General features: G+C 40.4%; 12 protein-coding genes. 6 read left to right on the forward strand and 6 right to left on the reverse strand.

The features are described from left to right. Positions 1-191: 191 nt before the first annotated feature. The gene (locus H4J59_RS15105) at positions 192-1,163 is read left to right on the forward strand and encodes a DUF3530 family protein (protein WP_182240739.1); all 972 of its coding nucleotides are present in this window, start codon (positions 192-194) and stop codon (positions 1,161-1,163) included. Between the two features lie 282 nt (positions 1,164-1,445). Here H4J59_RS15105 and H4J59_RS15110 read toward each other — a convergent pair whose 3' ends face one another. The 3 genes from H4J59_RS15110 to H4J59_RS15120 form a co-directional block, all read right to left on the reverse strand. Then, the gene (locus tag H4J59_RS15110) at positions 1,446-4,601 is read right to left on the reverse strand and encodes an efflux RND transporter permease subunit (protein ID WP_182240741.1); all 3,156 of its coding nucleotides are present in this window, start codon (positions 4,599-4,601) and stop codon (positions 1,446-1,448) included. Further along, positions 4,598-5,866 carry an efflux RND transporter periplasmic adaptor subunit gene (locus H4J59_RS15115; protein ID WP_182240743.1) on the reverse strand — a complete coding sequence of 423 codons (1,269 nt, stop codon included), beginning with the start codon at positions 5,864-5,866 and terminating at the stop codon, positions 4,598-4,600. Before H4J59_RS15115 ends, H4J59_RS15110 begins: the two co-directional genes overlap by 4 nt. A 124-nt stretch (positions 5,867-5,990) precedes the next feature. Beyond that, positions 5,991-6,368, reverse strand: coding sequence for a YacL family protein (locus H4J59_RS15120; protein WP_182240745.1), 378 nt, complete (start codon positions 6,366-6,368; stop codon positions 5,991-5,993). A 499-nt stretch (positions 6,369-6,867) separates the two neighbouring features. On the opposite strand from H4J59_RS15120, the gene H4J59_RS15125 reads away from it, so the two are divergent. The 4 genes from H4J59_RS15125 to H4J59_RS15140 all read left to right on the forward strand — a co-directional run bounded on the left by H4J59_RS15125 (position 6,868) and on the right by H4J59_RS15140 (position 11,111). Further along, positions 6,868-7,731, forward strand: coding sequence for a hypothetical protein (locus H4J59_RS15125; protein ID WP_182240747.1), 864 nt, complete (start codon positions 6,868-6,870; stop codon positions 7,729-7,731). A gap of 298 nt (positions 7,732-8,029) precedes the next feature. Next, positions 8,030-9,013: an HlyD family secretion protein gene (locus tag H4J59_RS15130; RefSeq protein ID WP_182240749.1), complete on the forward strand. Its 984-nt coding sequence runs from the start codon at positions 8,030-8,032 to the stop codon at positions 9,011-9,013. Further along, a complete protein-coding gene (locus tag H4J59_RS15135; protein WP_182240751.1) occupies positions 9,013-9,969 on the forward strand; it encodes an ABC transporter ATP-binding protein in 957 nt (318 codons plus the stop codon). The genes H4J59_RS15130 and H4J59_RS15135 overlap by 1 nt, the downstream gene beginning before the upstream one ends. Next, on the forward strand, positions 9,966-11,111 hold the full coding sequence (locus H4J59_RS15140; RefSeq protein ID WP_182240753.1) for an ABC transporter permease: 1,146 nt from the start codon (positions 9,966-9,968) through the stop codon (positions 11,109-11,111). The genes H4J59_RS15135 and H4J59_RS15140 overlap by 4 nt, the downstream gene beginning before the upstream one ends. Positions 11,112-11,326: 215 nt before the next feature. Here the strand turns inward: H4J59_RS15140 and acnB are convergent, their stop codons facing one another. Beyond that, the gene (gene acnB / locus H4J59_RS15145) at positions 11,327-13,918 is read right to left on the reverse strand and encodes a bifunctional aconitate hydratase 2/2-methylisocitrate dehydratase (RefSeq protein ID WP_182240755.1); all 2,592 of its coding nucleotides are present in this window, start codon (positions 13,916-13,918) and stop codon (positions 11,327-11,329) included. A gap of 478 nt (positions 13,919-14,396) precedes the next feature. On the opposite strand from acnB, the gene H4J59_RS15150 reads away from it, so the two are divergent. Beyond that, positions 14,397-17,201, forward strand: a complete 2,805-nt coding sequence (locus H4J59_RS15150; protein ID WP_182240757.1) for a bifunctional aconitate hydratase 2/2-methylisocitrate dehydratase — start codon at positions 14,397-14,399, stop codon at positions 17,199-17,201. A 285-nt stretch (positions 17,202-17,486) separates the two neighbouring features. Here the strand turns inward: H4J59_RS15150 and H4J59_RS15155 are convergent, their stop codons facing one another. Together H4J59_RS15155 and H4J59_RS15160 are read right to left on the reverse strand one after the other, a co-directional pair. Next, a complete protein-coding gene (locus H4J59_RS15155) occupies positions 17,487-17,831 on the reverse strand; it encodes a hypothetical protein (protein ID WP_182240759.1) in 345 nt (114 codons plus the stop codon). Between the two features lie 144 nt (positions 17,832-17,975). Next, complete coding sequence (locus H4J59_RS15160; RefSeq protein WP_182240761.1) at positions 17,976-19,928, reverse strand: S9 family peptidase; 1,953 nt, start codon at positions 19,926-19,928, stop codon at positions 17,976-17,978. Positions 19,929-20,031: the final 103 nt, after the last annotated feature.

Genomic DNA, 20,031 nt, shown 5'->3' on the forward strand with positions numbered 1-20,031 from the left:
CCAAGAGCGGCGAGAGCTAATTAAAAGTTAGTTAAAAGTTAGTTAAAAGTTAATTAAAGAAAGCCCCACTAGCGTCGATAATATCACTAGAGCTGATTTTGTCGCGCTTAATGATCAGTTATCGATCATCAGTTACTGATACTAAATGTGCAGTTATTGCTCAGTCACCCATTTGAGGAAGTTTGCTTTTGATGTGCTTAAACATACGCCCAATATTTTTATTTATCGCGTTAACGACCTTAAGTCTATTAGTTAACAGCGCGCACTCATGGGCAATGGAGACTGCTCCGCCTGAAAAGCAAACGGATAACACGAGCTCAACAACGCCAAAAAGTACTGAAGCTGAGACTGAGACTAGCACTGCGCCAACAAAGTCCACAGAAGATAGCCAGCCAAATAAAGTGATGATCAACGCACCTGTTGATGCTTTTGAGCAGCAGCAGCAAGATATTAAACACTACTTAGCACAAGAAAAAATAATGCCATTACTGGTAGGTACTGACAGCTACCTTACGGTCATTAATGAACACACCACAGCAATTAATAAAGGCGTGATGGTGTTAATTCCGGATTGGCAACAAAGCATAGCAACACCTAATGCACTCAATCAGCTAAGTAACAATATGCCACAACATGGCTGGACCACCATTACCTTGCATCCCCCGCATAAACCGCAAAGCTACCCTTCACAAGCCTTCACCGCGCAAGAGCGTAGCACTGAAGATATTGAGACCTTAACAAATTATGAGAAAAAATTTGCTGAGGTTATGCAAGCAGTCATTACAAAAGCGAAAAGCTACCCTGGTGTCATTATTGTGGTAGTAGAGGGCAATCATAGCGCCGTTTTACTGAATATCTATCAACAAGCATTGGTGGCCGCACCCAGTGCTTTAGTGATGCTCAGTAGTTATATGCCGACCTTACCCGAAAACGATAAAATTGCTCAACAACTCGCGCTGAGCGATTATCCTATACTCGATTTATATTTGCAGCGCGATCACCGTTTAGTACTGGCAAGCGCAAAAATGAGAAAAGATTTTGCCCAAAGAGCCATGAAAATATATTACCGACAAAGGCAATTAAGTAATCAAGCTACGGGTTACTATCCGAAACAAACCTTAACCAAAGCTATTATCAGTTGGCTTAGTGCGATGGGTTGGTAAATAAAAGAAGCTATCAGTTTGAAGTTATAAGCTGTCAGTAAAAATAAGCCATTAGTAAAAAATAACACCACCTGCATGTTGGCATTATCTGACAGCTGACAGTTTTAAACTTAGCACTAAAAAAAGCTGTCCGTAGAAATAAACGCCTCCTGCAAGTTAGCAGTATCTGACAGCTGACAGCTTTAAACTTAAAACTAAAGAAAGCTGTCAGTAAAAATAAACACCAACTACAAGTTAGCAGTATCTGACAGCTGAGAGCCTTAAACTTATCGCTAAAAACTATTAATTCGGTGTTTTTTCAACCCCGATCTCTGGCTGCTTGCTAAAGAGATTAGCGATATCTTCTTTAATCAAATAAAGCGCCGGGATCAAAAATAGTGTGATCACAGTCGCAAAAACAATACCAAAACCTAATGAAATCGCCATCGGTATAATAAACTGGGCTTGTAAGCTTTGTTCAAAATATAGCGGAAAAACACCAAAAAAAGTGGTCAGTGAGGTGAGTAATATCGCCCTAAATCGTTGAGTACCCGCTTGACTCACAATGTCGAACATTCGCATACCCGAGCCTTTCGCTTTATTGATAAAGTCGACCATGATTAAACTGTCGTTAACCACAACCCCAGTTAAAGCAATAAAGCCAAACATCGACATCATATTGATCGTACGACCCAGCAGCCAATGGCCGATAATGGCACCGATAATACCAAAAGGGATCACCGACATAATCACCAAGGGTTGGCTATATGATTTAGTTGGAATAGCGATTAAACCATAAATCAAAAACATCGCACCAATGGCAGCAAAGCCGAGTTGAGATAAAAAATCAGCTTGATCTTTACTCGCCCCTTCAACACCGTATTCCACACTGGGATAGTCCGCTAAAATTTCAGGAATATAATCATCATTCATTTCACTGACCACTTTTCTTGATTCAACCTTATCGCTGTCAATATCTGCTGAAATGGTGATTGAACGCTTCTGGTTAATACGTGTAATCGTGGAAAAACCTTGGCCTATTTCAATATCAGCCACTTGATAAAATGGCACTTTTTCACCTTGAGGTGTCCTAATCCACATCTCTTCTAGATCAGATACCGATAAACGGCTAGCTTCAGGATAACGCACCATGACTTTCAACTCATCACGGCCACGTTGAATACGCTGTGCTTCATCACCATAAAATGCTTGCCTGACTTGTTTGGCTAAGTTCGACAAGGTTAAGCCCAGTACTTCTGCTTCTGGCTTGATACTAAGTTTAATTTCTTGGCTGCCCCGGCTAAAAGAATGTCGGACATCGTAAACACCATCATAACTATTCAGTTGCGCCTGAATAGCCTCAGCTGCCGCTTCAAGTTCAGTATCATTTTGACCGGTTAGCTGAAACTCAATCGCGGCACCACCGCCAGCATTAGTGCCAGCAAAAAAGCGTAACTCTTTAGCGCCTGGAATTTCACCAATTTCATCTCGCCAAAGTTTCTCTATTTGATAAGCGTCGAGCTCACGTTGATCGGGTTTGACTAATTCTAACAATACATTGGCAACGGTATTACCGTTAGTGAAGATCATTTTATGCTTAATAAAACTGATGCCATTATACTTATTTTGTTTCGATATGGTCTTAACCGCTTTCTCTATTTGTGCTATCGCTTTATTACGTTGATGCGCAGGAGAGCCGTCCACCATAATAAGATTGCCTTGAATAAAGTCGCTTGGAATATTAGGGAACACTTCTAATTTAACAAACGCTCCGGTAATAAGGCTAATGGACAAGATTAAAGTCGCCACAAATATTGCCATGGTGTTGTAACGGGCAATTAAGGCCTTTTCAAGAAAAGGCTGGTAAACAGTATGAATAAAGTTTTCAAGTTTTTCCTTAAAACGCATTTGAAAACGCTCAAGAAAATTTGAATTTTCAGCGCTTAACGGGACATATTTCATGTGCGATAAATGGGCTGGCAATATCCACTTTGATTCAATCAGTGAAAATATTAAGCAAAAACTCACCACAATAGAAATAGAACGGAAAAAGGCGGCAAAAGTGGCATCAATAAACAATAACGGTGTAAATGCCGCTATGGTGGTAAGCACACCAAAAGTTGCTGGCATGGCTACACGCATGGTGCCGCGAATAATATTATCGCGAGAATGGCCATATTTCTCAATTTCGGCATAAGCACTTTCACCAATCACAATGGCATCGTCTACCACAATCCCCAGTACCATGATAAAGGCGAATAAGCTCAGCATGTTAATTGATACCGACCATTCACCTAATAATGGCATCATTAACAAGGCACCAAAAAAGCTAATGGGAATGCCTAACATCACCCAAAAAGCGATTTTTATTCTTAAAAACAGTGTTAACACGATAAAGACTAAAAACGCCCCAATCAACATATTGTCAATCATCATGTCTAAGCGCTCAGACAGATAATATGAGCTATCTCCCCAAACGGTTAATCTCGCGCCTTTAGGTAATTGCTGATTTTTTTCATCAACGTAGCCTCGCACTTGGGCAGCAATCTCTAAATCATTTTGATCACCGGTTGACTGCACCATAATGCTTGACGTGTTTTCATCATCAAAGGTGGCAAAGTCTGCTTGCTCAACAAAGCCATCGTTAATGTTAGCAATGTCTGACAGCACTAAGCGCGTACCATCAACATCGGTACGCAACACTAAGTCGCCATATTCATCTCCTGTGTAGGCTTGACCTTCTGTGCGCAGCAAAATATCACCACCGCGCGCTTTAATTGTGCCACCGGGCATGTCTAACGATGAAAGACGCACCGCCTGAGTAATGTCGTCAAAGGTCAGTTGGTACTCTTGTAGTTTTTCTTCAGACACTTCAATGCTAATTTCATAGTCACGGTTGCCAACAATTTCAGCACTGTTCACACTGGGCAATGCCATGATTTCATCACGAATATTTTGCGCCATCACTTGTCGGGCGCGTCGCTCCATTGAGCCGCTAACCGACAACCACATCACCTGACCTTTAAACTCTTGTTTAGTCACTATCGGTTTTTCAGCTTGCTCGGGGAAAGTGGTAATGGCGTCAACTTGCATTTGCACTTCATCAAGTTTTTCTGACATTGAATAGCCTGATTGCAATTCAATAGTGACAATACCCACACCTTCTCTAGCCGTTGCTGTAATACGCTTTATACCTTCAATATCTTCTAATGCTTCTTCAACTTTTAAAATGACTGATTGTTCAACTTCTTCTGGTGCGGCACCTAAATGAGGCACCATGACCTGAATACTATTAGCGTTAAACTCAGGAAACATTTTTTTATTAATGCCCTGATAAGAAAAGTAGCCTGCCACTAAAATAAACACCATCAAGAGATTAGCCGCGACACTATTGTGCGCAAACCAAGCAATAATACCTGTGTGTGTTTCGTCGTTATGGGCTTGAGTCAACTCGCTCATTCGTCGTCACCTTCCACCTTGGTAACGCTATCTTCGCTTGGGGCTTTTGGGGTATCTTTTAGCTCTCCTAATACACGTAGCGCCATGCCCTCGACAGGCGCTTGCATTTGAGTGGTGACCAATCGAAAGCCGGCGCCAAAGCTGTCATGGCTATAAACATAAGTAGCATCGTTGCGTAAGATATTAATTTCTTGAATATGCAGTTTATTGTCTTCGTCTACTAAGTAAATTCTATTGGCGCCATGTAAGGCATCACGGGGAATAGTGACAATATCTTTCACTTCTTTGCCTGCAATGTTGGCATTAACAAAGCTGCCAATGCGCAGTTCTTGGTGTTTACTCGATGATAAAACACTATAGGGGTCATCAATTTGAGCAATGACATAATGCACCCGACTTCGGCTATCCACCTCGCCTTCATAACGCGTTAAGTTTGACGCCCAACGATGCTCAGTGCCATTAACTTTAGTGTAAATATCAACGGTTGAGCGACTGCTTTGCTTGGCATTAATTTTTGGTAAATTCAAAAAGCCGACATCACGCGGCTTGATAGGTAACCTAACTTCAGCATAATCAACGGCAAATATGGTTGTTAAGGCCGAACCCATAGAGACATATTGACCTATATCTACTTGTTTTTCTTTTACTATTGCATCATAAGGTATGATTATTTTAGTACGCGCTAGCTTGACTTCTGCACTAATAACATTGGCTTTTGCTGCTTTAATATCAGCTTTCGCTTTTTGTAATTGTGGTAAGCGTAAAGCAAGTACTGGCGCTTCAGACAAAGCTCTTTTGGTTAACAACCATTGCTCTTCTGCCTGATCTTTTTTCGCTTGCTCTTCAATCAACAGCGCTTTAGCGGCATCTAATTGCGACTGTGCTTGTAATAATGCCACTTGATAATTAATGTCATCAATACTCAATAACACTTCACCTTGAGTAAAAAACCCACCGATATTAAACTTCTCGTTGACGAAGGTTATTTGTCCAGAAACCTCTGAAATTAGCTGGGTTTGTGTGCTAGGTAAAACACTACCTTGGCTAGCAATAACAAAACCAACATCTTGTCTGGCAATATTTTTAACTTCCACCAGCGGCGCTTTGATAATGACAGGTTTTTTCGCCGGTTTAGGTGACAAGACGGTAAAAATAATTAAGCCGATAACAGCGACTAAAATGATAGCGATGGGGGCTAATACGAAGCGCAGTGGGATCATGCGTTGGTTTTTTTTGTGGTTATTTTCAAGCGCAGAGTTCATCATCAATTCTCAATTAAAGCTTAATAAAGACTATGCCAAGGACGTTTATATCTTTATTATTACTATCTTAATAAGATAGTAATAATAATAACTCAGCCTGATAAGTCAACCAGGCTATACGTTATAACTATTTATTAAGAAACTTTGCCCAAGACAATAATATATCCCGAAAATCTTCAAGCCCACAAGACGATGAGTCATGTTGATCAAAATCAATGTCTTCTTCCATTAGATCCTCTGGCAACACCTCAACCCCATTCATGCTGGCATTGGTTTGCACTGTGACATCGCCACGATTAAAAACCACGGTATATTCACTACCGGCTATGGTGACCTCCAATTTTTTCTCTTGTTCAATGTCGGCAATGACAGATAATAAATTTGCCAACTTTACCGGGTCAGCACCCACTTCAACCTCTAACCAAGGTCCGATGACTTCATGCTCAAGTGAAAACTTAGCCATGGCGCCACCGGTTATTGGATCCTTTATAAATTGATATTCCATACATACCTCATTTTGAAAAATCTTTGGGAAAGCCCTATTTATAACAAACGGATTATATCACTGGCCACTTAGCAAGAATGATTAAAGCCAATTTAGTATTAAGACGGGTAATGGTTATTTTGCGCCAGCAGCAGTGCTTTAAGTTAGGCTTAAAAACACCAGAGCTATTAATATAATAGTCACCATATTTTCAAGAAAATCTACACCTTAACTTTACGATGTTTAGCCAATAACTGTCGCAGCTTAATTGTAGCAAAATCATAGTTTTTAACACGAGATTACGCGCACTTGTTTACTATTTTTTGTCATCACATTAAAAATGGCAATTCAACCAACCTCAACTCAGTATAATTAGTACCTATGAGTGCTATAGACGACTATATCTCGTTGGTAAAGCCGCCATGAGCTAAAACACATGTGCTAGCAATGATATTTTTTATCATCTATGGTTCAATCGGATACACCTAGCCCCTATATTAGAAACCAGTCACTAGGGTAAATGACCATTGAACTTAAATTGGGTTACAACGTCTATAAATTACCCGTTTATTTATCTGATATTCATATTGTTGTGCAAAAAGGAACTTTCACCGCCGTTTTATTATCACTAATTGTGCATAGCCTAATACTTTTTGTTATGTTCGTAACCCCGTTGGGCAAACAAAAAATAGTAAAATCACCATCGAAGCATGTGCCAATAAAAAGCTTTATCTATTATGCAGCCAAGTTAGATAAAACCGAGCTAAAGGCCATTAAAACAAAACCGCTAGAAAAAGAAATACTCATTGAGGACCTGCCTGCGGCCAAAAAAGACCATAAAAATGCGAAAACGAAACATGCATCAAAGCCTAAAAACACAGAAAAATTTATCGATAAAACACTTGATAAAGCACTCGAAAAACCCTTTAACGATACAATAAGCAAGGTAATCGAATTACCTAAAGTGCGGCCTAAAACGTCACAACCAAAGCCGTTACCAGAGCCAACGCCAAGAAAACTAGATAGTTTCATGCAATTACAAAGGCTGCGCAGTAAACTTAATCAAAATTCAGTATCCAATACTAATAATCCTTATCAAAGCGATCAACCGCCTTCTATATTTAATACCGACGTAAAGACGGTGCCTCATTCAGTACCGTTAAAAAATGAAGCACAAACACGTGAAAAAAACACTAAAAATATGGGCGCAGGTATAGCCATTACCAAGGGTGACGACGGCAGATGCTCGATAACTCAGGATTTGAGCGCCTACGGCCTAAGCGAAGGCTCATCAACACAGTTTTTTAGCTGTGGGGAGTCAAAATTTGATAAAAGCTTTCGCGAGCACATGAAAAAAGTCAAGGTTAAACTAGGTAAAAACTAGGCTAACTAAGGGCTAGACTAACTAAGGACTAAGTTAAATAAGAAATAAGCTAGGTAGATAAACAGCGAGATAATTCTGTCAACTTAGCTGCAATAATCGCATTAACCCTCAAGTAAAACTTTTCAGCGCCAGTAAACATCAAACCAGACTTTTATGGTGCACAATTTTCAATCACAGTGACACTCAGAAGTAGCTGCAGAATAAGTCCTTAAACAATAAGTTCTTAAACTTAGCAGGTTACAGCGTATACTAAATATTCATCATCAAATTTATCAGCTGTTTCAGGAAGATAATAGCCATGTCTAATAAAATAGTAGTCTGCTTTGTTTTTTTACTTTTAATCGCATGTAACAAGGATCAAAAAAATGTCGCATTAGGCACATTAGAGCGCGACCGCATTGCTCATACCGCCACCGTTAGTGAAGTGATCACCGACTTACCTGTTAGCGCAGGTAGTCAGGTCACTAAAGGCATGATACTGGTAAAGCTTGATAATGACTTACAAAAAGCCTTAGTCGCCAAAGCACAAGCACAGGTACAACAAGCACAAGCAAATTTAAACAAAGCGCATAATGGTGCTCGTGCAGAAGAAGTTGCTGCGGCACAAGCTAATGTGGCTGGCGCTAAAGCGGCATTGATACAAAGTAAGGCAAATTACACCAGAACACTAAGCCTGATAAAGTCTAATTTAACCAGTCAAGCCACGCTTGATAATGACCTAGCGCTGCGCGATGAAAGTGTAGCTAGGCTTAACCGTGCCAAAGAGCTATTGCGACAATTAGTTAATGGTACTCGCATTGAAGATTTAGCCATTGCTGAAGCTGTTTTAGCAACCAATATTGCGATGTTAACCCGTGAGCAAAAAAATCTCAGTAATTTAACCATTACCGCAAAACGTGATGGTATTTTAGATAACTTACCGTGGAACCTAGGTGAACGAGTCACTGCAGGTAGCCCAGTGGCTATTGTGCTTGCGGGTAAAGCACCTTTTGCGCGCGTTTATATTCCTGAGCCTTACCGCGTTCATGTCCATATTGGTGATCAATTAACTGTCTACGTTGACGGTTTAGCGCACCCGCTACTGGGTCACGTTCGCTGGGTAGCTACCGAGCCAGCATTCACCCCTTATTACGCACTTAATCAAACCGAGCGCGCTAACTTAATGTACTTGGCTGAAATTATACTGCCTGACAATGCCGCTGACTTACCTAGTGGCATTCCTGCACAAGTCGTCTTACCCAGTAAAGATTCACGACAAAAAACCTCCCTAAGTGAGCGCTAATGACTGAGTTAGCGATTGATGCCAATAATTTAACCCGTAAATTTGGCTCAGTGACCGCGGTTTCTTCATTGAATTTACAGGTAGAAAAGCAACGTATTTATGGTTTTCTTGGCCCTAATGGCTCAGGAAAAACCACCGCAATTCGTTTATTTACCGGTTTATTGAAACCTAGTGCTGGCACAGTTAACGTCTTAGGCTGTCATTTACCTCAAGATGCAGAAAGCTTACGGAGACAAATAGGTTACATGACACAAAAATTTTCTTTGTATGATGACTTAACCATCAAGGAAAACATGCAGTTTATTGCTCGCGTTTACGGTTTAACACCCAAAGAACAAAAAGCTCGCCTCGATGAACTCATCAGTATTTATCAATTAGCAAAACTTAAAAAGCAATTAGCCGGCAGCTTAAGTGGTGGACAAAAACAACGCTTAGCACTGGCGTGTGCGGTAATGCATAAACCTAAATTATTATTTTTAGATGAACCAACATCTGCGGTAGACCCTGAAAATCGTCGTGAATTTTGGGAGCAGTTATTTGATTTATGCGATCAAGGCATCACTATTTTAGTATCAACCCATTATATGGATGAAGCTGAACGCTGCCATAAATTAGCTATTTTAGACAATGGCATTAAACGCGCTGATGATTCACCGGCACAATTAATGGCTGACATGCCGGCTAATGTTATTGAAGTATCAACCGATAATCTTAGACAATTAAAACAACAATTAATCGCCTTACCTGAGGTGGTGTCTGCACCACAGCTTGGCGCCCATTTACGGGTATTAATCAATAAAACCATTGTTGACCCTATCGCCTTTTTAAAGCATAGCCGTATTATCTCTAGCAAGGCAGAACTCAACATCGTTAGAGCCAGTCTTGAAGATGTTTTTGTCTTATCAACAAGTAAGCACCTTATGCCAGCATCACAGGTCCGTAAGGCTCAGTTATGATATCCTTATTGAGAATTCAAGCCATTGTTATCAAAGAATTAATTCAACTTAGACGTGATCGAATGACCTTTGGCATGGTGATCATGATCCCCTTAGTGCAATTGTTATTATTTGCTTTTGCCATTAATACCAATATTCGCCATATCCCCGTCGGCATAGTCGATCAAAGCCAAACCGCCTTAAGTCGTGTCTTACAACAAACCGTTGCCGCGACGAGTATCGTTAATTTTACCCGCCATTATCATTCGTTACCCCAAGCGCAAGCAGCCATTGACCGAGGCGATGTGAGGGCGGTATTAATTATCCCCAAAGATGTTGCTCAGCGCTTAGTACGCCATTCTGTCATTGGCTTTGGATTACCCCCCGCAAGCGATGAAGAAACCAGCCGCCCTATTGCGCAGTGGTTAGTTGATGGTGCTGACACCGCAATTGCTGGCAGCATAAAAAGTTTACGCAACATGCCCTTAGCCGAGTTATTAGACAAGCCGGTGAATCGTAATGTCCCAACCTTTGAAGTCACTTTATTATATAATCCTGAACAACGCAGTGTGGTCAATACTGTTCCTGGCTTGGTGGCGATTATACTCACCATGACCATGATCATGTTCACCTCAGCCGCGATTGTACGAGAACGAGAGCGCGGTAATATGGAGCTGTTAATTACCACACCGTTAGCCTCGATTGAGCTCATGATAGGGAAAATATTTCCTTATATTTTTATTGGTGCTATTCAAGTGAGCATTATTTTAGGCTTAGGATATTTCTTTTTTAACGTGCCTATTAATGGCAGTTTATGGCAATTAACTTTCGCTACTTTACTCTTTATTTGCGCTAGCTTGGTGTTAGGATTAGTTATTTCTACCTTGGCAAAAAACCAACTGCAATCGATGCAAATGACGGTGTTTATTTTACTGCCTTCGATATTATTATCTGGTTTTATGTTTCCTTACGAAGCTATGCCAGAAGTAGCGCAATATATCGCTGAAGGCTTACCTGCCACACACTTCATTCGATTAATTCGTGGGGTAGTTTTACGTGATGTTGCAGTAGTAGATATGACTTTTGATATGTTATGGCTGATGGGCTTTACCCTACTAGGCTTAATGCTGGCGGTACTGCGATTTAAAAAGACCTTAGATTAGCGATAAATTTATCAACTGATCAACTTAAGCTATCAATAAAAAAACGCCTGTTGATTCTAATAATCAACAGGGTTTACATAGGCTGTTTACTATGAAATATAAGCTATAGGGTGAAATAACCCAGTAAAAGCGCAGAGCTTAGCGTACTTATATTGGTACGAGATAAGCACGGCTCACGCCGTTATTTATTGCTATCACAACAAGCAGGTATCAAATTAGGCTTCTACTTGTAAAATAACTTTATCGGCTTTACTCGTATAACTTTCCATTTGATGAAAGTTCAAGTAACGGTAAGTATCAGCGGCCGTTGCATCGATTTGTGACGCATATTGCATGTACTCTTCAACTGAAGGTAGCTTACCTAAAATTGCCCCCACACCGGCTAATTCTGCCGAGGTTAAATAAACATTAGCGCCATTACCTAAACGGTTAGGGAAGTTACGTGTCGAGGTTGAAAGCACGGTTGATTTTTCTTCAACCCGTGCTTGGTTACCCATACACAATGAGCAGCCTGGCGTTTCCATACGTGCGCCCGCTTTACCATAAATACTATAGTAACCTTCAGCCGTAAGTTGGTCTCTATCCATTTTCGTTGGTGGGGCCACCCATAAACGGGTCGGTAAGGTTTTGCCAAATTTCTCAATCAGTTTACCTGCTGCGCGAAAATGGCCAATATTGGTCATACATGAGCCGATGAAAACTTCATCAATGGCAACCCCCGCCACTTCTGATAATAATTTCGCATCATCAGGATCATTGGGACAACAAACAATAGGCTCTTTAATATCGGCTAAATCAATGTCAATAATGTGGGCATATTCCGCATCGCTATCTGCTGCCATTAATGAAGGATTAGCTAACCAAGCTTCCATGCCTTTGATACGGCGCGTAATGGTGCGAACATCACCGTAACCTTCACTGATCATCCACTTTAACATCACAATATTAGAGTTTAAATACTCGCTAACCGCGGCCTCTTCTAGCTTGATTGAACAACCGCCCGCTGAACGCTCAGCTGAGGCATCTGACAATTCAAAGGCTTGCTCAACCGACAAGCCTTTAAGCCCTTCAATTTCTAACACGCGACCAGAGAATTCATTAACTTTACCGGCTTTTGCAACGGTTAATAAACCCTTTTTAATACCGTAATAAGGAATGGCATGCACTAAGTCACGTAAGGTAATACCCGGCTGCATTTCACCTTTAAAACGCACTAAAACTGACTCAGGCATATCCAATGGCATAACACCGGTTGCCGCCGCAAATGCCACTAAGCCAGAGCCGGCAGGAAATGAAATACCTAAGGGGAAACGGGTATGAGAATCACCACCTGTACCGACAGTATCAGGTAGCAACATACGATTTAACCACGAGTGAATAACGCCGTCACCCGGGCGAAGCGAGACACCACCACGATTCATCATAAAATCAGGTAAGGTGTGATGAGTCACCACATCAACAGGTTTAGGGTAAGCCGAGGTATGACAAAAAGACTGCATGGTTAAATCGGCAGCAAAGCCCAAACAGGCTAAATCTTTTAACTCATCACGGGTCATTGGCCCAGTAGTATCTTGCGAGCCTACGGTCGTCATTTTAGGCTCACAGTATTGCCCTGCGCGCACACCAATAACACCACACGCTTTGCCAACCATTTTCTGCGCTAAAGTATAACCTTTAGTCGAAACAGCAGGGTCAACGGGTGTGGCAAATAAATCTGTTATTTCCAAACCTAATGCTTCACGCGCACGACCGGTTAAACCACGACCAATAATCAAAGGGATACGTCCACCAGCGCGTACTTCATCTAACAATACTGCGCTTAATGTAAATGTTGAAATTACCTCACCAGCGGCATTTTTAACTACACCTTCATAAGGATAAATGTCTATCACATCACCCATATGCATTTTTTGCACGTCTAATTCAATCGGCAATGCACCTGAGTCTTCCATGGTGTTATAAAAAATAGGGGCAATTTTACCGCCTAAACAAATACCACCACTGCGCTTGTTTGGAATATAGGCGATATCGTCGCCCATAAACCAGAGCACTGAGTTCGCGGCAGACTTACGTGAAGAGCCCGTACCGACAACATCACCAACATAAGCCAGTTGAATGCCGTCTTTTTGCATTTCTGCCAGTTGCGCGATAGGACCCACCACACCATCTTCGTCAGGTGTAATACCTTCACGCTCAATTTTAAGCATGGCTTTAGCGTGTAATGGAATGTCAGGGCGAGACCAAGCATCAGGTGCCGGCGACAAATCATCGGTGTTAGTTTCACCGGTGACTTTAAAAACTTTAACGGTAATTTTTTCCGCTACTTTTTCTTTACTGGTAAACCACTCGGCATCAGCCCAAGACTGCATCACTTGCTTGGCCGCCGCATTGCCCGCTTCAGCTTTTTCTTGCACGTCATGAAATGCATCAAACATTAATAAGGTATGGGATAAACCTTTCGCCGCAGTGGCCGACAATTTATCATGGTCTAACAGCTCAATCAGGGGTTGAATGTTATAGCCGCCCAACATAGTACCTAATAATTGTGTTGCTTGTTCAGGGTTTAAAATTGCTGAAGTCGCCTCATTTCTAGTAACTGCAGCTAAAAAACCGGCTTTGACATAAGCCGCGTCATCAACACCGGCGGGTATCTGGTTGGTTAATAAGTCGATAAGAAATGTGGCCTCACCTGCGGGTGGATTTTTAATTAATTCGACTAATGCTGCGGTTTGTTCCGCGTCTAACGCTTTAGGTACAAGACCTTCAACGGCACGTTCTGCTATATGGTTGCGATATTCTTGAAGCACGATATTCACCTAATAAGAGAAGCGATACTTAATATGACTTATGGTTGGACTCGATAATTTAATTATCAAGGCTAGGACAGCGTTGTTAAGTATCTGAGATTAAAATTTAATGTTTATCTATTGATGTCCTATCTATTGATTGTTAGGTCAAAATTAAACAGCGTCAATAGATGCTTACTATAACTAGTCTCTAATATAGGAAATTATCAGCCGCTAGCAAATTAGACTTTTCTACTAAATAATGCAGTTGCCGTACTTTTTTATCCTGCTAATAATGAATAATAACTGATAATAACACCAACATAACCAATATAACTATATTGTCTATTAACTATAGCCACGGTGAATAATGCTTATTTAATCTAATGATTCGTAGTCAGCATAAAATCAGGTAAACTAGGGGGTATAATTTGTCCCGCTAATAACAATGATTAACAAATGTTATTAGCAATAATATCGCTAAAGAAGAGAGAATTTAATGAGCCTGTATCTAGAATATATAGCAGAGATTGAAAATCGTAAAAACGAATTAGCACTAGCACCTAAGCCAATTGATGGTGCTGAGTTATTAGCTGAAATTATCGAACAAATTAAAGATCAAGATAATGAGCACAGAGCTGATTCACTTAATTTCTTTATCTATAATACCTTGCCAGGTACAACAAGTGCCGCGGGTGAAAAAGCCAAGTTCTTAAAAGAAATCATTCTAGGTGAATGTGTTGTTGCTGAAATCTCAGTACCCTTTGCTTTTGAATTACTTTCTCACATGAAAGGTGGTCCTTCAGTAGAAGTGCTACTTAGCTTAGCATTTTCTGACGACTTATCAGTGGCAAAACCTGCAGCAGAAGTATTAAAAACCCAAGTGTTTTTATATGAAGCAGATACTGCTCGTCTTGAAGAAGCATTTAAAGCCAATAATGCCATTGCCAAAGACATTCTTGAAAGCTATGCAAAAGCTGAGTTCTTTACAAAGTTACCAGAAATAGCAGAAAAAATTGACCTAGTGACTTATATTGCTGGTGAAGGTGATATCTCAACAGATTTATTATCTCCTGGCCATCAGGCTCACTCTCGTGCTGACCGTGAATTGCACGGCCAATGCATGAGCACTCCAGAAGCTCAAGAAGAAATAAAAGCATTACAAGTTAAGTATCCTAACGCGAAAGTGATGTTAATTGCTGAAAAAGGCACTATGGGTGTTGGTTCATCTCGTATGTCGGGTGTTAACAACGTGGCACTATTGGCAGGTAAACAAGGCAGTCCATACGTACCTTTTATTAATATTGCCCCTGTGGTTGCTGGTACTAATGGTATTTCTCCCATTTTCTTAACGACAGTAGATGTCACTGGCGGCATTGGTCTTGATCTTAAAAACTGGGTTAAGAAAGTCGATGCAAGTGGCAAAGCTGTTGTTGACGAAAATGGCGATTCTGTACTAGAACAAGCTTACTCAGTAGCGACCGGAACGGTATTAACTATCGATACTAAAGCGATGAAGCTATACAACGGCGACAAAGAGCTTGTTGATGTATCTTCAGCTTTTACACCGCAGAAAGTAGAATTTATGAAAGCAGGCGGTTCTTACGCCGTTGTCTTTGGTAAAAAACTTCAAACTTTCGCCGCTGAAACCTTAGGTATTACAGCGCCAGCAGTTTTTGCACTTGCCAAAGAAATGTCAATTGAAGGTCAAGGCTTAACGGCAGTTGAAAAAATATTCAATAGAAACGCGGTCGGTGTAACCTCTAAAAATGCTTTACATGCAGGTTCTGATGTTCGTGTTAAAGTCAATATTGTTGGCTCTCAAGACACAACAGGCCCAATGACATGCCAAGAGCTAGAAGCAATGGCAGCGTCAACTATTTCTCCAATCGTTGATGGTGCTTACCAATCAGGTTGTCACACAGCGTCTGTTTGGGATAGTAAAGCAAAAGCTAACATTCCTAAGCTGATGAGCTTTATGAATGCTTTTGGCCTTATCACTGCGCGTGACCCGAAAGGTGAATACCATGCAATGACTGACGTTATTCACAAAGTGTTAAATGATATCACAGTTGATGACCGCGCCATTATCATTGGTGGTGACTCACATACGCGTATGTCAAAAGGTGTAGCCTTCGGTGCCGATTCAGGTACTGTTGCACTGGCACTTGCTACAGGTGAAGCGTCTATGCCAATCCCTGAGTCAGTAAAAGTGACTTTTAAAGGTCACATGAAAAAATACATGGATTTCCGTGACGTTGTGCATTCAACGCAAGCGCAAATGCTTAAGCAATTTGGCGACAACGTTTTCCAAGGCCGTGTTATTGAAGTACATATTGGTACTTTATTAGCTGACCAAGCTTTTACTTTTACCGATTGGACTGCAGAAATGAAAGCAAAAGCTTCAATCTGTATTTCTCAAGATGACACCTTAATTGGTTCACTTGAATTAGCGAAAAAACGCATCCAAATCATGATCGACAAAGGTATGGAAAACGCAGCGAAAACCCTTAACGGTTTAATCGCTTTAGCTGACCAACGTATTGCCGGCATAAAGTCAGGCGAAACACCGGCATTAACACCAGATGAAAATGCTAAATACTACGCCGAAGTTGTTGTTGATTTAGACCTGATTGACGAGCCTATGATTGCCGATCCAGATGTAAATAACGACGATGTGTCTAAGCGTTACACGCATGACGTTATTCGCCCTGTTTCGTTCTACAAGGATAAAACGGTTGATTTAGCTTTTGTTGGTTCTTGTATGGTACATAAAGGTGATATGCAAATTATCGCGCAAATGTTCCGTAATATTGAAAAGCAAAATGGCAAAATTGAATTCAAAGTACCCTTAGTTATCGCACCACCAACATACAACATTGTTGATGAGCTTAAAGCGGAAGGTGATTGGGAAATACTACAGAAGTATTCTGGTTTCGAATTTGACGATGCTGTGCCTAAAAACACCGCCCGTACTAAGTATGAAAATATTATGTACTTAGAACGTCCTGGTTGTAACTTATGCATGGGTAACCAAGAGAAAGCTGAACCTGGTGATACCGTTATTGCAACGTCAACACGTTTGTTCCAAGGTCGTGTTGTAGCCGATACCACTGAGAAGAAAGGTGAGTCATTATTAGGCTCTACGCCGTTAGTTGTACTATCGTCTATGCTGGGTCGTTTCCCTACCTTGGCCGAGTACAAAAGCGCTGTAGACGGTATTAACCTAACAGACTTTGCTCCGCCGCTTGAAGCATTAACAACACCAGCATCAGTTGCTGTTAACATTGCTGATCCTAGCTAGGCTCATACCTTTTAAGAGCTGAAAGCAAATAGCTAAAAACGATTAAGCAAAAGGGCGACTTTACCATGCGGTAAAGTCGCCCTTTTTTATGCCTATTCGGTAATTATTATTTGCTCATACCTGTTTCATTAATTATCTGGTCTACTTTATACACAGCAAAAAAAACCCAATATAAGCTATTTACGGTACTCACGAGTTGTTCTAATTATTAAAGAAATAACGCAGTCGTGCGTTATTTTAACCCGGTAAAATGATCATGAAACCAGTGAGATTGGTAACACTATATTATGAAGCAGGACATTCAATATTAGCTGATAAAGACGGCATGATCATATTAGGAAATGACAATTTATCATCAAAGCGCTCAACACCTTCTAGCACTTCAATTTTAAAACCATAACTTTTGCATAGTCGTAATGATTGTCGCATAAGAAAAGTGGCTAATTTACTAAATTCTGTACTTTGTTTTGTAATGACTTGTAGATGGTATTTACCATTTTTTAAATCAGTTTGTTTAAATTGTACTTGATGGTCAAAATCCCATTGAGAGGCGCCGTTGGGGGTATTAATATTGTTCGCACATGCCGTTAACAAAAGCGCTAACAATAGCCAGATTGAATTTTTCATCATCTACATTTCCTTATAAATCAAAGTTAAGTCTAGGATAAGAGCTACACTCAGTATAGTCGTGCCAATAACCTATGGCTATAGTCATAATTGAAATACAAAAAAACCAGCAGAGTTGCTGGCTTTTTCATCAAACTTTTGTTGTTATTACTTTAAATGCTTTTCAAGGAAGTCACTAAGCTGTTTGAATGCCTCAAGTCGATTATCAGCTTCATCCAAATAGTGAGTGCCATATTTAAACTCTACATAACCAATATCTAAACCAGCATCTTTAGCCTTATCATAAAAGTCGGCAGACTGTTCGACACGAACCTGTGTATCGAAACGACCATGCATTAACAAAATTGGTGCCTTAATTTTTTCAATATTGTTACTCGCTGACAAACTTTGTAACTCTCCAGCGATTCGATCATCCGTTGGATCACCAACTTCATTAACAATATGTGCTCGAATATTTCCTTGCCATCTATAGTCTTTTTCTGCCAAGGTATATAAATCACTAATACCGGCAATACTGACAACACATCGAAATTGCTCGGGCTTTTGAAATGCTGCTGTAAGAGCCGCATACCCGCCATAACTATAACCGGCAAAACAAGTCTTATTAGTGTCAACAAGGTTTTTTGATTTCAACCAATCAAAACCATTATAAACATCTTGTTGCATACGTTTTCCCCATTCACGATGACCTGCTGCCTCAAAGTTTGAACCAAAGCCTCCAGAGCCTCTGTAATTTACTTGCAATACGGCATAGCCTTGGCTTGCAAAGAATTGTACGTATGGATCAAAAGTTTGGTAGTCTCTTATTCCAATAGGCCCGCCATGCGGCCATACTACAAGTGGTGGTTTTTTATTACTGTCACCGGTAACGGGCAAGGTCAAATAACCGGTAAGCTCAACACCATCATCTGCTTTAAAGCTTATTGGTAATACATTGGGCATTGCTTGGGCTTCTAAAAATGGATAAGTACTAAACCACAAGCCACCTTTGTTGTTCTTGATGTCTAACCAAAAAAACTTTTGTGGACTATTATCTTTAGTCGCATATACCAGCATTTTGGTTTTATCTTCACTTCGACTATATATAGTTGCTTGGTAGCCTTTAAAGCTATTTTTTACTAATAAGGCTATTTTATTATCTTCATCCTGAAAGTAATGCTCACGTAAATAATCATCAAAATAGCGCACACCAATAACACGGCTTCTATCAGGGTTATATATTACGCCAGCTATGTCATATTTATCATGTCCGTACAATTTATTGATAAATTTACCGGCTTTAATATCGTAAGACCACAATGCTTGTCGGCGAGTTTGGTAATCACTTATAACTAGTAATTTATCATTCTCAACCATAATAGGTGTAAAAGTTTCGCCACTGTAGGCTTTTTGTTTATGAAGAAGCTGCCATTCAGATTGTTCGTCTTTTCTATGCCAAATGGTATTTACATCAGTGACTTTCTTACTTTTCTCTGTGCCGTAGCCAAATAGAACTTGGCCCTTGTCATTAGTTATCCAAGCATGCACATTATATTTATTAACAAATAGCTTATCAAAATCATTTTCATAAACGTTAACTTTATATACGGCTTGCCCTTCATCTCTGTAATCATATGTCTGTAATAGCACATGTCTTTTGTCATCTTTTAATAATGACACTACTCTCACGCTAGCGGCATTTATTCTTTCCCAAGATGCCGCGCTTTCTGGCATTTTAGTCTTAAGCTCAACAAGGTCGGTACCATCAGAATTAACTGAAAAAATACGGTCACGTCTAAACCTTTTGTTACCGATACTTTCTGAATAACTCGCAGTAATCAGCAAGCGAGTAGAATTAACCCATGAGATAAGCTCAATGCGATCTTGGCTCTTTTTAAGTTGCACAATGGTCGTCACTTCTGCCGAACCAAACGCACTAATGACGATGCTAGGACCATCTTTAGCATTATAAATTGCCGCGATATAGTCGCCATTAGGTGACACACTCGGGTACTGAATCATAGGCAAGCTACCAAATTGCTCATAATTTAATGCTGGTGTTTTTGCGTACCCGAGATACGCTACGAGACTTAAGAAAAGTGTTAGTATTATTTTTTTCATTCTTTGCATCCAAGCTATTGTTATTTATTTGTTAATTTAACAATACATTTATACATCATTTGGACACAAAAAAGCCAGCAGAGTTGCTGGCTTTTCACTTGAT

This window comes from Colwellia sp. MB02u-10 (assembly GCF_014077185.1).
Taxonomy (GTDB): domain Bacteria; phylum Pseudomonadota; class Gammaproteobacteria; order Enterobacterales; family Alteromonadaceae; genus Cognaticolwellia.